This window comes from Sphingomonas elodea ATCC 31461 (assembly GCF_000226955.1).
In the GTDB taxonomy this organism is placed as follows: domain Bacteria; phylum Pseudomonadota; class Alphaproteobacteria; order Sphingomonadales; family Sphingomonadaceae; genus Sphingomonas; species Sphingomonas elodea.
In genome coordinates this window covers 1-15034 of sequence record NZ_AGFU01000014.1, presented here as the reverse complement: position 1 = coordinate 15034, position 15034 = coordinate 1, and the positions used below count along the sequence as shown (strand labels likewise).

Here is a 15034-nt window from a genome sequence, read left to right as displayed (position 1 = left end):
CCGGGATGACAGCTTAAAGCGCAGGTTCACGTCTCCAGCACCGGCTCCTTTGCCATCGCCAGCGCCAGCGCGCGGTGGCGCTTCTCCACCGCCTCTCCGTAAAGTGGCTCGTCGCCGTCCGCGAGGCTGAGCACCAGTGACGGTCCCTCCAGCCGCAGCCGCGACCGCTTGAGCGGCCGCGCCACGCCGCCGCTCAGCCGCTGGCCGAGCCGCATCGCCAGCCCCCAGCGCTTGGCCTCGGCCAGCCCTTCGGGGGAGGCGAGTCGCTCCAGCGGTGCCGGACTGTCGGTCGCGCCACCCAGCGACGTGTAGAGCGCCTGGGCCACGATGGCCCGGCCGGCCGCATCGATGCCCACCCAATTGCCATGAAGCGCGATCTCCAGCCCGCGCTCGGCGCGGAACTCCGGGTTCGCCCGCCAGCCCACATCGGCGAGCAGGCAGGCCGCATGCCGCAACCGCGCCCAATCCGGCCCGTCGCGAAACAGCGGGGCAAGCCAGGCGTCGAGCAGGTCACCATGTTCGGGAAACCGGCCTGAGCGTTGGCCCTCCTCGCGCGCGGCGACGATCAACGGATCCTGCAGCCGCTCCTCGGTCGACAGGCGCTGGAAGAGCAGGCCTTCCCGCAGTCCATAGGCAGACACGATCGTCCCGCTGCTGCCCAGTTGCCTGGTTACCGCCACCAGCAGCGCGGCGGCATCGGCCAGCGACGGGATGCGGGCGCTCGACAGATCGGGCACCGTCTTGAGATCGGCCTTGGTCGCGCCTTCGACGCGGCGGCCGAGTTCCTCCACCCGCGGGATCGCCAGCGGATAATGGTGGACGATCGGCAGCGGATAGCTGGTCAGGTGCATGTCGAGCTTGGCCAGCGAACGCCACGATCCGCCGACCATGTAGAAGGGAAGTCCCTTCCCCCGTCCCTTCCAGCCCGCCGCCTCGATCATGCGAGTGACCTCGCGCTCCAGCACGCCCTTGCCGCGCGCCCGGATCGCGCCGAGGCGCAGCACGCCGAGCGGGAAGGAAACCCGGTCCGTCACCGTGCCCGCCACGACCCGCACCAGCTCCAGGCTGCCGCCGCCGAGATCGCCGACCACACCGTCGGCCTCGGGGATTCCGGAAAGCACACCGAACCCGGCGGCCGTGGCTTCCTCCACGCCGGACAGCAGCTCCACCGTGAGGCCGAGCCCCTCGGCCATTGCCATCAGCTCGCCGCCGTTCGAGGCATCGCGCACCGCCGCGGTGGCGACGGTACGCAGCTCGCTCACCTGCATCTCGCGGGCAAGCAAGGCGAAGCGACCAAGCGCCGCCCGGGCGCTGGCAAGGCCGCCCGCATGGATCGCGCCGTTTTCGGCAAGCCCCTTGCCCAGCCCTGCCATCACCTTCTCGTTGAACAGGATCGCCGGCAGCCGCGCCGGGCCTTCATAGACGACCAGGCGGATCGAGTTGGAGCCGATGTCGATGATCGCCGTGCGCGGCCGGTCGCCTTCGGAAACGAGACGCGGCTTGCGGAACAGGGCCGTGGCCACGCGCTCAGGCGCTCTTCGCGGCGAGACGGCGCTTCCGCGGCGATAGCTTCGGCACCGGCTTGCGCGCCTCCACGGCTGCGCCGCGACCGGAGAGCGAGGGATTGGTCATGAAATAGCGGTGCAGGTTGAATTCCCCGTCTTCGCCCGGAGTGATCCGGTCATAATGCCCATCGGGCGCGAGCAGCCAGCTCTGTTCATTGTCGAGCAGGTTGGCCACCATCACCTGATCGAGCACCTGATCGTGCACGGTCTTGTTCAGGATCGGCAACATGAACTCGACGCGGCGATCGAAGTTGCGCTGCATCCAGTCGGCCGAGGAAATGTAGATCTTGGCGCCGTCGTTCGGCAGCGCCTTTCCGTTGCCGAATACCCAGATGCGGCTGTGTTCCAGAAAGCGCCCGACGATCGACTTGACCCGAATGTTCTCGCTCATCCCGGCGACGCCGGGGCGCAGGCAGCAGATACCGCGAATGATCAGCTCGATCTGCACGCCTGCGGCACTAGCCTGGTAGAGCTTCTCGATGGTCGCGGGGTCGACCAGCGAATTCATCTTCGCCCAGATCGTACCCGGCCGGCCGGCGCGGGCATGGGCGATCTCCTCCTCGATCAGGTCCGTGAGCCGCTGGCGCAGGTTGCGCGGGGAGATGCCCAGCAGCTCCAGCTGCTGCGGTTCGACATAGCCGGTCACGTAGTTGAAGATCTGCGCCGCATCGCGCCCCATCCGCGGATCGGCGGTGAAGAAGCTGAGATCGGTGTAGATCCGCGCGGTGATCGGGTGGTAGTTGCCCGTGCCGAAATGGCAGTAGGTGCGATAACGATCGCCCTCGCGCCGGACGACCATGGACACCTTGGCGTGCGTCTTCCAGTCGATGAAACCATAGACGACCTGCACGCCGGCGCGCTCCAGCGCGGTCGCCCAGTAGAGGTTCTGCTCCTCGTCGAAGCGCGCCTTGAGCTCGACTACCGCGGTGACCGACTTGCCCGCTTCCGCCGCTGCAATCAGCGCGTTGATGACGGCGGGCTGCTTGCCGGCGCGGTAGAGCGTCTGCTTGATCGCCACCACGTCCGGGTCCGCGGCCGCCTGCTGGAGGAAGCTCAGCACCACGTCGAACGTCTCGTACGGATGGTGGACGATGATGTCCTTGGCACGGATCGCCGCGAAACAGTCGCCGCCATATTCGCGGATCCGCTCCGGGAAGCGCGCCGAGAAGGGCGTGAACTTGAGGTCCGGACGGTCCTCGTCGACCAGCATCGACAGGTCGCCGACGCCGAGGAAACCGCCGGTCTCGGTGAGCAGCGCATCGCTGCCGCCCAGCTCCTCCTTGAGCACCGCCTCGAGATCGGGGGCGATGCCCTCCTCCATCTCGAGACGGATCACCCGGCCGCGCCGCCGCCGCTTGATCGCCGAGCGGAAGGTGAGCACCAGATCCTCGGCCTCTTCCTCGATCTCGATGTCGCTGTCGCGCAGCACCCGGAAGGTGGCCGCCCCCAGCATCTCGTAGCCGTGGAAAAGCAGGTGCCAGAAATGCTTGATGAGCGTCTCGATCGCCACGTAGCGGGCCGGGCTGCCGGGCAGCCGGACGAAGCGCTTCAGCGTCGTCGGCAGCATCACCAGTTCCTGGATCGGCTCGCTGTCGGACTTGCGGACGAGGTTGAAGATCACGCTCGATCCCTGGTTGGGGATGAACGGAAACGGATGCGCGGGATCGAGCGCCTGCGGGGTGAGGATCGGGAAGATCTGCTCGCGGAAATGGTTGGCGAGCCATTCCTCGGTCTCCCCCTCGATCGCATCGGCTTCGAGCACGAAGATGTTGGCGAGCGCCAGTTCGGCGCGAATATCGACCCATACGGCCTGCTGCTCGTCGGCAAGCGTCGCCGCTTCAGCCGAAATCGCCTCCAGCTGCTGGGCCGGGGTGAGGCCGTCGGCCGAACGGGTGTCGATATTCTGGAGCTGCTGGCCCATCAGGCCCGCCACGCGGACCATGAAGAATTCGTCGAAATTGCTGCCCGAGATCGAGAGGAAGCGCAGCCGCTCGAGCAGCGGATGGGCGGGGTTGCAGGCCTCCTCCATCACGCGGCGGTTGAAGGCCAGCCAGGAGAGTTCGCGGTTGAAGTAGCGCGCTTCGGTGGGATCGGCGGGGGCGATGGTCGCGGGGGCAGCGGATTCGGTCATTCGCTCTCGCTATCGTCGGAATGCGTCAAAAGGCTTGCAGCCTCCAGTGTAGACTTCACCACCGGGATCGACAAACGGCCGTCGGTCTCCATTTCCAGCACGTCCGCAACGCGCAGGATGGCGAGATGACTGCGTTCGATCCGTTTGGCGATCCAGGCGATCACGGCCGGCGTCGCGTGCAGCAGGTGGCGCGTGAAGGCACGTTCGAGCAGCGGCGGGATCAGCGCATCGTCGGGCGGGCCGATCTCGAGCAGCGGCGAGGCGGCGAGGCGCGAGCGGAGGTCGGGCAGCGCAACCTCCCACACGGGCGGGGCGGCATCGGCGACGATCAGCAGCGGGCGACGCTCGCCCTGGGCGCGGTTCCAGGCGTGGAAGATGTCCGCCTCGTCGGCGCGCTCGGCATCGTCGATGATCGCGGCGCCCGTCTTCGCGGCGAACACGCGCGCGAGCAGACTGCGGCCGGACTTGCGCGGGCCGATCAACAGCGCGGCCATTACCGGCCAGGTGGCCCAATGTTCGAGCTGGTGGACGGCGCGGGCATTCGAGTCGCTGACCAGAAAGTCCGTCTCGCTCGCCTCGGGCAGGCCCAGCGGCAGGCGGAGCTGGCTCATTGGGCTTTGGGCGACGGCGATGCCTGCGGTGCGGCGCCACGTCGGATACGGAGCACGCCGGGCCCTTCCTGCACGCTCCACCCGCGCGACTCGAGCGCAGCACGCAAGGCGGCCTGCGTTCCGTCATAGGCGACTCGCATCACGGAGATGCCGCCCAGTGCAAGGCTGGTCGTCGTTGCGCTGCGCACCCCCGGCACGCCGCGAACCGCGGCTTCGGAAGCGGTGACCGCGGCGGCGTTCGGAGTCTCCACCTGCACCGACAGCGACGCGGTGGCGGTGGCGGCGGCGCCACTGGCCTCGACGCTCGGCAACGGCGTCGGCAACGGCGTCTCCTCCGGCGTGGGCGCCGCCGGCTGGGCAACCGGCGGGCGGGCGGCGAGCACGGCATCGGTATGCAGCCGGCCGTCGGTCAGCGCGGCCTGATAGGCCTTGTCGATCCGCGCGACGGCGGTGTCGAACAGCGCGTCGATCGCATCGCCATTCTCGATGCGCAGCGCGAAGCTGGTGATCGGCAGCTTGTCCGGCCCGTGCGTCGCCGAGAAGATGCCGACGATCGGCCCGCCGGGATAGTCGCGGCGCAGCTGCACTTCGGGCACCAGCATGTCGACCGCGCCATATTGGTCGAGGATCGTTCGCCACCAGTTGCGGCCATGGCGGAGCGTCTGGCCGCTATTGACCAGCAGTCGATCCGCGCCGGTGCCGCGCAGGCGGACATAGTCAATCGTGCTCCCCGCCGCGCGCAGCCGGTTCCAGGCGCGCGCCCATGCGGTGTCTCGCTCGAACACCTGGCCCACGCCACCCGAATATTGCAGCGGCACCAGCAGCATCGGCGGCGAATGGGTAACAGCGATCGACACGCCCAGGATCGACCCTGCCTTGGCGCGATCGAACTGTACACCCAGGCTTGCGATGTAGCGGCTGGGCCCGATCTGCTCGCGCTCTACGACGATGCCGGTGACGATCGCGTCCAGCGTCGAGTCGGACAGCGATCCCGGCTTGCCGGTGAGTTGTTGCGACAGCATCGACCAGCCCTTGCGCTGCGCGATCCGCCAGCCGCCCTGGCGGGCGATGTCGGCGGTCTTGCCGGATACGTCGACCTTCACGCCGCTCACTTCGAAGCTGTTCGCGACGCCGGCGGGCGCGGCCGGCGCCCCCCCTTGCCCGCGTGCCGCCATGATGCCCGCACCGGCGAGCGCGAGCGCCGAAACGGCGCCAAGGACGGTTTTGGGACGGCGAAATTGCATGCGGGCGCCCTTTTGGCGAACCGGGCGTGGAAATCCAAGCGCGTTGTGGCTAGGGCGCTTTGCCATGAGCGAGACCAAGGCGGGCCATGGCCCTTATACCTATGCCCAGGCGGGCGTTTCTATTGCGGCGGGCAACGCGCTGGTGCGCGCGATCGGCCCGCTTGCCCGTTCCACCCGGCGCGCGGGCGCGGACGCCGATCTGGGCGGCTTCGGCGGCATCTTCGACCTGAAGGCGGCGGGCTTCACCGATCCGCTGCTGGTCGCCGCGAACGACGGCGTCGGCACCAAGCTGAAGCTGGCGATCGAGCACAACCATCATGACGGCGTCGGCATCGACCTCGTCGCGATGTGCGCCAACGATCTGATCGTGCAGGGCGCCGAGCCGCTGTTTTTCCTCGATTATTATGCGAGCGGCAAGCTCGACAACGCGGTCGCCGAGCGGGTGATTGCGTCCATCGCCGAGGGCTGCCGCCAGGCGGGCTGCGCGCTGATCGGCGGCGAAACCGCCGAGATGCCGGGCATGTATGCCGACGGCGATTACGACCTTGCCGGCTTCTGCGTCGGCGCGGTCGAGCGCGACCGGCTGCTCGACGGCAAGAAGATCGCCCCCGGCGACGTGCTGCTCGGCCTCGCCTCTACGGGCGTGCACTCGAACGGCTTCTCGCTGGTGCGGCGACTCGCGGCGGACAAGGGCTGGAAGCTCGATCGTCCGGCACTGTTCGACCAGGAGCGGCTGCTGATCGACACGCTGATGGCGCCGACGCGGATCTATGTCGCCAGCCTGCTGCCCGAACTCCGCAAGGGCACGATCCACGGCCTCGCCCACATCACCGGCGGCGGCCTGCTGGAGAATGTACCTCGCGTGCTGCCGGAAGGGACCCATGCCCGGATCGACGCCGAGGCCTGGCCGTTGCCGCGATTGATGGCGTTCCTGCAGGCGCAGGGGAATATCGAGCCGGAGGAAATGGCGCGCACCTTCAACTGCGGCATCGGCATGGTCGCGGTCGTCGCCGCCGATCAGGCCGAGGCGGTGACGGCAGCGCTGACCGCGGCGGGCGAAACGGTGTTCACCATCGGCACGATCGAAGCGGGCGAGCGCGGTTGTACCGTAGTCGGCGGCGACGAGACCTGGAGCGCCCGCGCGCCGTGGAGCGCCACCCACCATGGGTGAGACGTCTGCCGGCGTCTCCAGCCCTCGGAAGAAGATCGGCATCCTGATTTCTGGTCGCGGCTCCAACATGGCCTCGCTGGTTGAAGCCGCTGCCGCGCCGGACTGCCCCTATACGGTGGCCCTCGTCGCCAGCGACAAGCCGGAAGCGCCCGGGCTAGCCTGGGCAGCCGAACGCGGCGTGCCGACCTTCGCGCAGAGCCCCAAGGGCATGCCAAAGGCCGAGTATGAGGCGAAGATCGACGCGGCGCTGCGCGATGCCGGCGTCGAGGCGATCGCGCTTGCCGGGTACATGCGGCTGCTGTCGGACGATTTCGTTGCGCGATGGCGCGGGCGGATCGTGAACATCCACCCCTCGCTACTCCCCAAGTACAAGGGGCTGGATACGCACGCCCGTGCCATCGCGGCCGGCGATACCGAGGCCGGCGCGTCGGTCCATATCGTCACCGAGGAGCTGGACGGCGGCGACGTTCTGGGTCAGGCGCGCGTGCCGATCCTGTCGGGCGACACGGCCGACACGCTCGCCGCCCGCGTGCTCGCCGAGGAACACAAGCTCTACGCCAGAACGCTGGCCGATTGGCTGCGCGACTGACACAGACGGATATTTGCGTCTGATCCGGCGTTCTCCCCCTTCATGGAATGACAGGGGACACGAGGATCATGCCAAGGGGCACGGCGCTTACGCCGGAGGAAGAGGGCGGCATCGCCACCGCCGAACTCGGCCTTGTGCTGCTCGACGGTCCCAACGGTGTGGCCGTCGCGATGACCCCCGAAGCCGCCGAGGCCACCGGCCGCAGCCTGCTTGCCGCGGCCGAGACCGCCGGCATGCAGCGTGCGCGTGGGGAAACGGGTTATTAGGCTTGTGCAACGATACTGCCAGCGCCGATAAGAGGCGCGGATGATCAAGGTCGCCAGCTACAACATGCGGAAGTCGATCGGCACCGACCGACGACGCCGGCCGGAGAGGACGCTCGAGGTGCTGCTCGAGCTGGGCGCCGACGTGATCGCCTTGCAGGAGGCTGATCGCCGCTTCGGCACGCGCGAGGCCGTGCTCACCCAAAGCCTGCTCGCCGAACACAGTCCGTGGAAGCCGGTGCATTTCGGGATGCGGGCACGATCGATGGGCTGGCATGGCAATGCGCTGCTGGTACGCAAGGATGCCGAAATCCTCGGTTGCGCGGCGCTCCATCTGCCGACGCTGGAGCCCCGCGGCGCGGTACTGGCGGACCTCCGCGTGAACGGGCGCCCTCTACGCGTCGTCGGCATGCATCTCGACCTGTCCGGCCTTTGGCGCCGTCGCCAGGCGCATGCCATCCTCGCGCATCTCACCACCCTGCCGCCGATGCCGACGGTGCTGATGGGCGATCTCAACGAATGGAGCGCCGAGCGCGGCTGCCTGCGCGATTTCGGCCAGCACTTCGCCTTCGCCGCTACCGGTAAGAGCTTCCACGCGCGTCGCCCGATGGCGCGACTCGACCGGATCATGGCGTCGCCCGATCTCGCCATCGGCAATGCCGGCACGCACCACAGCCTCGCCGCCCGGACGGCCTCCGATCACCTTCCCGTCTGGGCGGAGGTGCAACACCGCTGATGCACGAGAACCAGGAAAAGGAACTACGACTCGCGCTGGTCTGCTATGGCGGGATCAGCCTTGCGGTCTACATGCACGGCATCACCAAGGAGGTCTGGCACCTCGCCCGGGCAAGCTGTGCGGAGCGAGAGGGGACGCCGCTCCAGAGCGTCTACCACGACCTGATCGAGGAGATCCGCGACCGCAGCGGTCTCCACCTCCGCGTGCTGGTCGACATCCTTTCCGGCGCCAGCGCGGGCGGCATCAACGCGGTGTTCCTCGCCCAGGCGATCGCGACCGGCCAGTCGCTCGATCCGCTGACCGCGATGTGGCTCGACCATGCCGATGTCGAGGCGTTGCTGGCCCCGAGCCAGGCGCCGTCGCACCGCTTCGCCAAGATCTGGGCGACGCCGCTCGCTTGGGCCATGGCGAACCGCTCGCACACCATCGACGAGACGGTCGAGGCGGGTGCCCGGGGCGAGGTGCGGGAGAAGCTGGAACGCTTCGTCCGCTCACGCTGGTTCGAGCCGCCGTTCGGTGGGGAACAGTTGCTGAACACCTTGCTCGACGCCTTCGATGCGATGGCCAAGGGCCCGGCCGAGCGCCGCCTGTTGCCCGACGGCCAGCCGCTCGATCTGTTCGTCACGGCGACCGATTTTCGTGGCCACGCCGAAACGCTGCGGCTCAATTCACCGCCCGAGGTTGTGGAGACCGAGCATCGCCTCGTCTTCGGTTTCAGCGATCATGGTCGCGGACGGGGGATTGCCGATGCGGCCGCCCTCGCCTTCGCCGCGCGAGCCACCTCCAGCTTTCCCGGCGCCTTCCCGCCGCTGATGGTCGAGGAGATCGACAAGGTCCTCGCCGACCGGGGCGAGCGCTGGGCAGGCCGCGACGCCTTCCTCCAGCGCGCACTGCCCGAGCAATGGGCCGAGAACCGCGCGGAGAAGGCGGTGCTGATCGACGGCTCGGTGCTGGCGAACGCCCCCTTCGGACCGGCGATGGCAGCGCTGCGCGAGCGCCCTGCCCGTCGCCAGGTCGATCGCCGCTTCGTGTTTCTCGATCCCACGCCGGACATGCGGTTCGACTTCTACGGGCCGCGCCAGGAACGTCCCGGCTTCTTCTCGACGATTATCGGCGCGCTGTCCGAACTGCCGCGCAAGCAGCCGATTCGCGACAATCTGGAAGCCATCGCCGCGCGATCGGACCGGATCGAGCGGATGCTCGCCATCGTTGCCGAGATCCGCGCCGAGGTGGAGGCGCAGGTCGAATCGCTGTTCGGCTACACGCTCTGGCTCGATTACCCGACACCCAAACGACTCGCCGCCTGGCGCAAGCGCGCCCAGGTCGCGGCCGCCGCGAAGGCTGGCTATGGGCATACCGCCTATGCACTGCTCAAGGTGGACGGTGCGATCGATCGCACCGCCGGCCTGCTGCAGGCGCTGGGCGGAGCCCAGGATGGGCAGAAGCTGCGCAGCCTCGCCCGCCGGTTGCGCGAAACGGTCCGGGCCCGGGGTGCGGACCGGTTCGGGGCCACGCTACCGGGCGGCGCCTCGCCCGAAGCGCTGGATTTCCTGCGCGGCCATGATCTCGGCTTCCGAATCCGCCGGCTCCGTCTACTCGCTCGGCGACTAGCCGAACTCGAACAATCCGCCCCGCGCGGCGCGATGCGGCCGATGCGCGACGCGATCTACGGCGCGCTGGCCGCCTATCTGGAGCTCAAGCGCTCGGACACCTTTGTCGACCTCCAGGATCAGCTGACCGGGGACGCTGGCGCCACCCTCGACACGCTGGCCGAGCGGATGAAGCTCCGGCTGCTCGATCGCCAGACCGACGAGGTGCTCTCCGCCGGCTTCAGCGCGCTGTCGAAGGAGCTCCGGCGACCGATGCTGCTGGCCTATCTCGGCTTCCCGTTCTTCGACATCGCAACGCTGCCGCTCCTCCAGGGCGAGGGCGTCGACGAGTTCGATCCGATCCGGGTCGATCGTATCTCTCCCGAGGATGCCAAGGCGATCCGCACCGGCGGCGTGGCAGCGATGCTGAAGGGCCAGCAGTTCAACAATTTCGGCGCCTTCTTCAGCCGCGCCTATCGCGAGAACGACTATCTCTGGGGCCGCCTCAACGGCGCGGACCGGCTGATCGACATCGTGCTCTCGACCCTGGATGGCGATGCCCGTCCTACCGCCGAGCATGTCGCCGCGCTGAAGCGCCGCGCCTTCCACGCCATCCTGGACGAGGAGGAACCGCGGCTGACCGCCATCCCGGGGCTGATCAGGGAGTTGCGCGGCGAAATCGGCTGAGCCTTGGCAAGCGGGGCCGCTCAGGCCTAGAAGGCGCAGAAGGTTTTCCAGGAAGGGAGCGGAATGCGGTTTCTGAAGGTGCTGTTGTGGCTCCTGCTCGGCGGCGTTATCGCCGGGTTCGTGATCTACAATGGCGAGCAGCGCGTGAGCATCCAGCTCTGGAACGGGCTCGTCGCGGACATCAGCCTGCCGCTCTTGCTGATCGTCGTGTTCCTTGCCGGCTTCCTGCCGATGCTGATCGCCTATCAGACGCTGCGCTGGCGGATGCGGCAGCGCTTCGCCGGGCTGGAGCGCGCGCTTGCCGACCTGCGCGCGATCCCCGCCACGCCGGCGCCCCGCTTCGATCCCGTGGTCCAGGCACCCGCCATCGAGGAGCCGCGCGCATGAGCAGTCGCATCTACGTGGCGCTCGACACGCCGGAGCTGGAAAAGGCCAAGGCGCTTGCCCAGAAGGTCCGCCACCATGTCGGCGGCATCAAGCTGGGTCTGGAATTCTTCATGGCGAACGGCCGCCACGGCGTGCACGAAATGGCCGAGATCGGCTTGCCGATTTTCCTGGACCTCAAGTTTCACGACATCCCCAACACCGTCGCCAAGGCGATCCAGGCGCTTCGCCCGCTCAACCCGGCGATCCTCACCGTCCATGCCGCCGGCGGCCGGGCGATGCTGGAAGACGCCAAGGCCGCCGCACCCGAGGGCACCAAGGTGGTGGCGGTGACGATGCTGACCAGCCTCGACGGCAGCGACATGACCTCGATCGGCCTCAAGCCCGATCCGCACGAGCAGGTGATGCGGCTGGCCGAGCTCGCCCGCTCCGCCGGCGTCGATGGCATCGTCTGCTCGGGCGACGAGGTGAAAGCGGCGCATGCGGCATGGAAGGACGGCTTCTTCGTCGTGCCCGGCGTGCGGCCTGCCGACGCGCATGTCGGCGACCAGAAGCGTGTGGTGACGCCGCGCAGCGCGGTGGATGCCGGCGCGTCGATCCTGGTGATCGGCCGCCCGATTACCCAGGCAGCCGATCCGGACGCAGCCGCGCGGGCGATCGCGGCGACGTTGTAAAGCGAAACCAAGTCCCCCTCACCCTTCCCATCGCTGACGCAATGGGCCCCTTCCCTCTCCCACAAGGGGAGAGGGAGTTTCGATCCCCGCTCCCTCTCCCCTTGTGGGAGAGGGAGGGAGCCGCGAAGCGGCGGAAGGGTGAGGGGGAAAGCGACCAAGCATCGGAAGCCATGCCCCTCCTCATCCGCCCCGCCACCCCTGCCGATCTTCCGGCGATCCACCCCGTGATCGAACGCGCCTATCGCGGCGAAACCGCGCGCCAGGGCTGGACGCATGAGGCGGATCTGATCGAGGGCCCGCGCACCAATATCGAGACGCTCACCGCAATCGTAGAAGATCCCGCACAGGTACTGCTGAGTGCCTGGGAGGAGGGCTCGGCGATCGGCTGCGTCAACGTCGCCAATCACGGCGGCGGGACCGCCTATCTGGGCCTGCTCTGCATCGAACCGCTGCGCCAGGCAGGCGGGCTCGGCCGCCAGCTCATCGCCGCCGCGGAAGCGCACGCCCGCGACGTGTTCGGCTGCACCCGCATCGAGATGACGGTGATCGAGGAACGTCGCAAGCTGATCGAATATTATCTGCGCCGCGGCTATGCCGAAACCGGCGAGCGCCGCGATTTCCCCATTCCGCTCGATCCGCCGCTGTTCATGACGGTGCTGGCCAAGAAGCTGGTCTAGCGCCTAGAGGGCAAAGATGCCCGCAACCGCGAAAATCTGTGGCCTGTCCACGCCCGAGACGCTCGACGCCGCCACCACCGGCGGCGCCAGCCATATCGGCTTCGTCTTCTTCCCGCCCAGCCCGCGCCACTTGAGCTTCGAGAAGGCACAAGGTCTGGCCGCGCGCGTGCCGGGGCATGTCCTCCGCGTCGGCGTGTTCGTCGATCCCGACGATGGCTTCCTCGATGCCGCCATTGCCGCCGGGCGGCTCGATGTGATCCAGCTCCACAAGGTGACCCCGGAGCGCGCCGCCGCCGTGAAGGCCCGCACCGGCCGTGAAACCTGGGCTGCGCTGGCCGTGAAGACTCGCGCCGATCTCGTTCCCGCCGCCGGCTTTCGCGGCGCGGTCGATCGGCTGCTCTACGATGCCAAGGCGCCGGAGGGGGCCAAGGTGCCCGGCGGCACCGGACTGCGCTTCGATTGGACCCTGCTCGACGGTTTCGCCCATCCCCTGCCCTGGGTGCTTTCCGGCGGGCTGGATGCGGACAATGTAAACGAGGCGATCCGTGTCACCGGTGCGGGCCTGGTGGATGTCTCTTCGGGCATCGAGGCCGCGCCGGGCATCAAGGATGTGGACAAGATCGCCGCATTCCTTAAAGCCGTGGCCCGATCATGAACGCACCAAACTCCTTCCGCGCCCAGCCCGACGACCGCGGGCATTTCGGCCAGTTCGGCGGACGCTTCGTCGCCGAGACGCTGATGCCGCTGGTTCTCGATCTGGAGCGCGAATATACCGCCGCCAAGGCTGATCCGGCCTTCCAAGCCGAGTTCGACGACCTGCTCGAACATTATGTCGGCCGCCCCAGCCCGCTCTATTACGCCGAGCGGCTGACCGAGGCGCTGCGTGCCGATGCGCCCGAAGGCATGGGCGCCGAGATCTGGTTCAAGCGCGACGAGCTCAACCACACCGGTGCGCACAAGATCAATAATTGCATCGGCCAGATCCTGCTCGCCCGTCGCATGGGCAAGACGCGGATCATCGCCGAGACCGGCGCGGGCCAGCACGGCGTGGCCACTGCCACGGTCTGCGCGCGCTTCGGCCTGCCTTGCGTGATCTATATGGGCGCAACCGACGTGGCGCGGCAGCAGCCTAATGTGTTCCGCATGAAGCTGCTCGGCGCCGAAGTGGTGCCGGTGACCTCGGGCGCCGCGACGCTCAAGGACGCGATGAACGAGGGCCTGCGCGACTGGGTCGCCAATGTGGAGGACACCTTCTACATCATCGGCACCGCCGCCGGCCCGCACCCCTATCCGGAGCTGGTCCGCGACTTCCAGTCGGTAATCGGCCGCGAGGCGCGCGAGCAGATGCTCAAGCGCACCGGCAAGCTGCCCGACCTGCTGGTCGCCGCGATCGGCGGCGGATCGAACGCGATCGGTCTGTTCCACCCGTTCCTCGACGATGCCGAGGTGCAGATGCTCGGCGTCGAGGCGGCGGGCGAAGGGCTGGACAAGCGCCATGCCGCCAGCCTCGCCGGCGGCGCGCCGGGCATTCTCCACGGCAACCGTACCTATCTGCTGCAGGACGAGGACGGCCAGATCACCGAGGCGCATTCGATCTCGGCAGGTCTCGACTATCCGGGTATCGGCCCCGAGCACGCCTGGCTGCGCGACATCGGCCGCGTCGAGTATACGGCGGTGACCGACACCGAGGCGCTCGACGCGTTCCAGCTGCTTTGCCGCACCGAGGGCATCATCCCCGCGCTCGAGCCGAGCCATGCCATCGCGGCGGTCGCCAAGGTCGCCCGCACCATGCCGCGCGACAAGGTGATCCTCGCCAACCTCTGCGGTCGCGGCGACAAGGACATCTTCACCGTCGCCGACGCGCTGGGAGTGCAGATGTGATGGCCCGCGGAGGCGGGGAAATCGCTCCCGTACAAACCGCCTGGCGACGACGCGATCCGACTGAGGCCTTTCAATCGGCATGCGTTGTCTTCACGGTATCCGTTGGGCTTCAATTGCTCTGGTGTGTGACCACGGGTGCCAGCGTTGATTATGAGAAGTCGCTTTTCACCGCCTCTTGCTTCGCTATCGCGTATGGCGTGAGCGGCATGGTGTTCAAAACAAAAATGGTCACGTTACGATGAGCCGCCTCGCCAACGCCTTTGCCCGCGCCGCCGACCAGGGCCGCGCCGCGCTGGTGACCTTCGTCACCGCCGGCGATCCGGCCCCCGGCGCCACCGCCGCGATCCTCGACGCGCTCGTCGCGGGCGGCGCCGACGTGATCGAGCTCGGCATGCCGTTCACCGATCCGATGGCCGACGGCCCGGCGATCCAGGCGGCGAACCTGCGCAGCCTCGCCGCCGGCACGACCACGGCCGACGTGCTCGCCATCGCCACCGCGTTCCGCGCCCGCCATCCGGACGTGCCATTGGTGCTGATGGGCTATGCCAATCCGATGACGCGGCGCGGGCCCGAATGGTTCGCCAATGCCGCCCGCGACGCCGGCGTCGACGGCGCGATCTGCGTCGACATCCCCGCCGAGGAAGACGACAGCCTGGGCGAAGCGCTCCGCGCCGCCGGGATCGGCAATGTCCGCCTCGCCACCCCGACCACCGACGCCGCCCGCTTGCCGGCGGTGCTGGAGGGCGCCTCGGGCTTCCTCTATTACGTCTCGGTCGCCGGGATCACCGGGCTGCAGCAGGCGGCCACGGCCTCGATCGAGGCGGCGGGGGGG

Annotated in this window: 15 protein-coding genes; 11 read left to right on the top strand and 4 right to left on the bottom strand. The window is 68.4% G+C overall.

Annotation, left to right across the window (positions count from 1 at the left end):
- Positions 1-26: 26 nt before the first annotated feature.
- The 4 genes from KK7_RS0104840 to KK7_RS0104825 are packed head-to-tail and all read right to left on the bottom strand — an operon-like array spanning position 27 to position 5551.
- The gene (locus KK7_RS0104840; protein WP_010543512.1) at positions 27-1523 is read right to left on the bottom strand and encodes a Ppx/GppA phosphatase family protein; all 1497 of its coding nucleotides are present in this window, start codon (positions 1521-1523) and stop codon (positions 27-29) included.
- A 4-nt stretch (positions 1524-1527) separates the two neighbouring features.
- A complete protein-coding gene (locus KK7_RS0104835) occupies positions 1528-3696 on the bottom strand; it encodes an RNA degradosome polyphosphate kinase (RefSeq protein ID WP_010543511.1) in 2169 nt (722 codons plus the stop codon).
- Positions 3693-4307: a P-loop NTPase family protein gene (locus tag KK7_RS0104830; protein ID WP_010543510.1), complete on the bottom strand. Its 615-nt coding sequence runs from the start codon at positions 4305-4307 to the stop codon at positions 3693-3695. The genes KK7_RS0104835 and KK7_RS0104830 overlap by 4 nt, the downstream gene beginning before the upstream one ends.
- Positions 4304-5551: a hypothetical protein gene (locus KK7_RS0104825; RefSeq protein WP_010543509.1), complete on the bottom strand. Its 1248-nt coding sequence runs from the start codon at positions 5549-5551 to the stop codon at positions 4304-4306. The genes KK7_RS0104830 and KK7_RS0104825 overlap by 4 nt, the downstream gene beginning before the upstream one ends.
- A gap of 64 nt (positions 5552-5615) precedes the next feature.
- Here KK7_RS0104825 and purM point away from each other — a divergent pair, with 64 nt between their 5' ends.
- From purM to trpA, 11 genes are all read left to right on the top strand, one after another.
- Positions 5616-6722, top strand: a complete 1107-nt coding sequence (purM, locus tag KK7_RS0104820; protein WP_010543508.1) for a phosphoribosylformylglycinamidine cyclo-ligase — start codon at positions 5616-5618, stop codon at positions 6720-6722.
- The gene (purN, locus tag KK7_RS0104815) at positions 6715-7311 is read left to right on the top strand and encodes a phosphoribosylglycinamide formyltransferase (protein WP_010543507.1); all 597 of its coding nucleotides are present in this window, start codon (positions 6715-6717) and stop codon (positions 7309-7311) included. The genes purM and purN overlap by 8 nt, the downstream gene beginning before the upstream one ends.
- Positions 7312-7379: 68 nt before the next feature.
- On the top strand, positions 7380-7577 hold the full coding sequence (locus tag KK7_RS0104810) for a hypothetical protein (protein ID WP_010543506.1): 198 nt from the start codon (positions 7380-7382) through the stop codon (positions 7575-7577).
- Between the two features lie 40 nt (positions 7578-7617).
- Positions 7618-8310, top strand: coding sequence for an endonuclease/exonuclease/phosphatase family protein (locus KK7_RS0104805; protein ID WP_010543505.1), 693 nt, complete (start codon positions 7618-7620; stop codon positions 8308-8310).
- A complete protein-coding gene (locus KK7_RS0104800; RefSeq protein ID WP_010543504.1) occupies positions 8310-10586 on the top strand; it encodes a patatin-like protein in 2277 nt (758 codons plus the stop codon). Before KK7_RS0104805 ends, KK7_RS0104800 begins: the two co-directional genes overlap by 1 nt.
- A 63-nt stretch (positions 10587-10649) precedes the next feature.
- Entirely contained in the window at positions 10650-10973 is a 324-nt protein-coding gene (locus tag KK7_RS0104795; RefSeq protein WP_010543503.1) for a LapA family protein, read from the top strand.
- A complete protein-coding gene (pyrF, locus tag KK7_RS0104790) occupies positions 10970-11644 on the top strand; it encodes an orotidine-5'-phosphate decarboxylase (RefSeq protein ID WP_010543502.1) in 675 nt (224 codons plus the stop codon). The genes KK7_RS0104795 and pyrF overlap by 4 nt, the downstream gene beginning before the upstream one ends.
- Before the next feature lie 170 nt (positions 11645-11814).
- Positions 11815-12321: a GNAT family N-acetyltransferase gene (locus KK7_RS0104785; RefSeq protein ID WP_010543501.1), complete on the top strand. Its 507-nt coding sequence runs from the start codon at positions 11815-11817 to the stop codon at positions 12319-12321.
- A 16-nt stretch (positions 12322-12337) separates the two neighbouring features.
- Complete coding sequence (locus tag KK7_RS0104780; RefSeq protein WP_010543500.1) at positions 12338-12976, top strand: phosphoribosylanthranilate isomerase; 639 nt, start codon at positions 12338-12340, stop codon at positions 12974-12976.
- Positions 12973-14202, top strand: coding sequence for a tryptophan synthase subunit beta (gene trpB, locus KK7_RS0104775; RefSeq protein WP_010543499.1), 1230 nt, complete (start codon positions 12973-12975; stop codon positions 14200-14202). The genes KK7_RS0104780 and trpB overlap by 4 nt, the downstream gene beginning before the upstream one ends.
- A 238-nt stretch (positions 14203-14440) precedes the next feature.
- Positions 14441-15034 (top strand): tryptophan synthase subunit alpha (gene trpA / locus KK7_RS0104770; protein WP_010543498.1); only part of this gene is annotated, 594 nt, incomplete at its 3' end.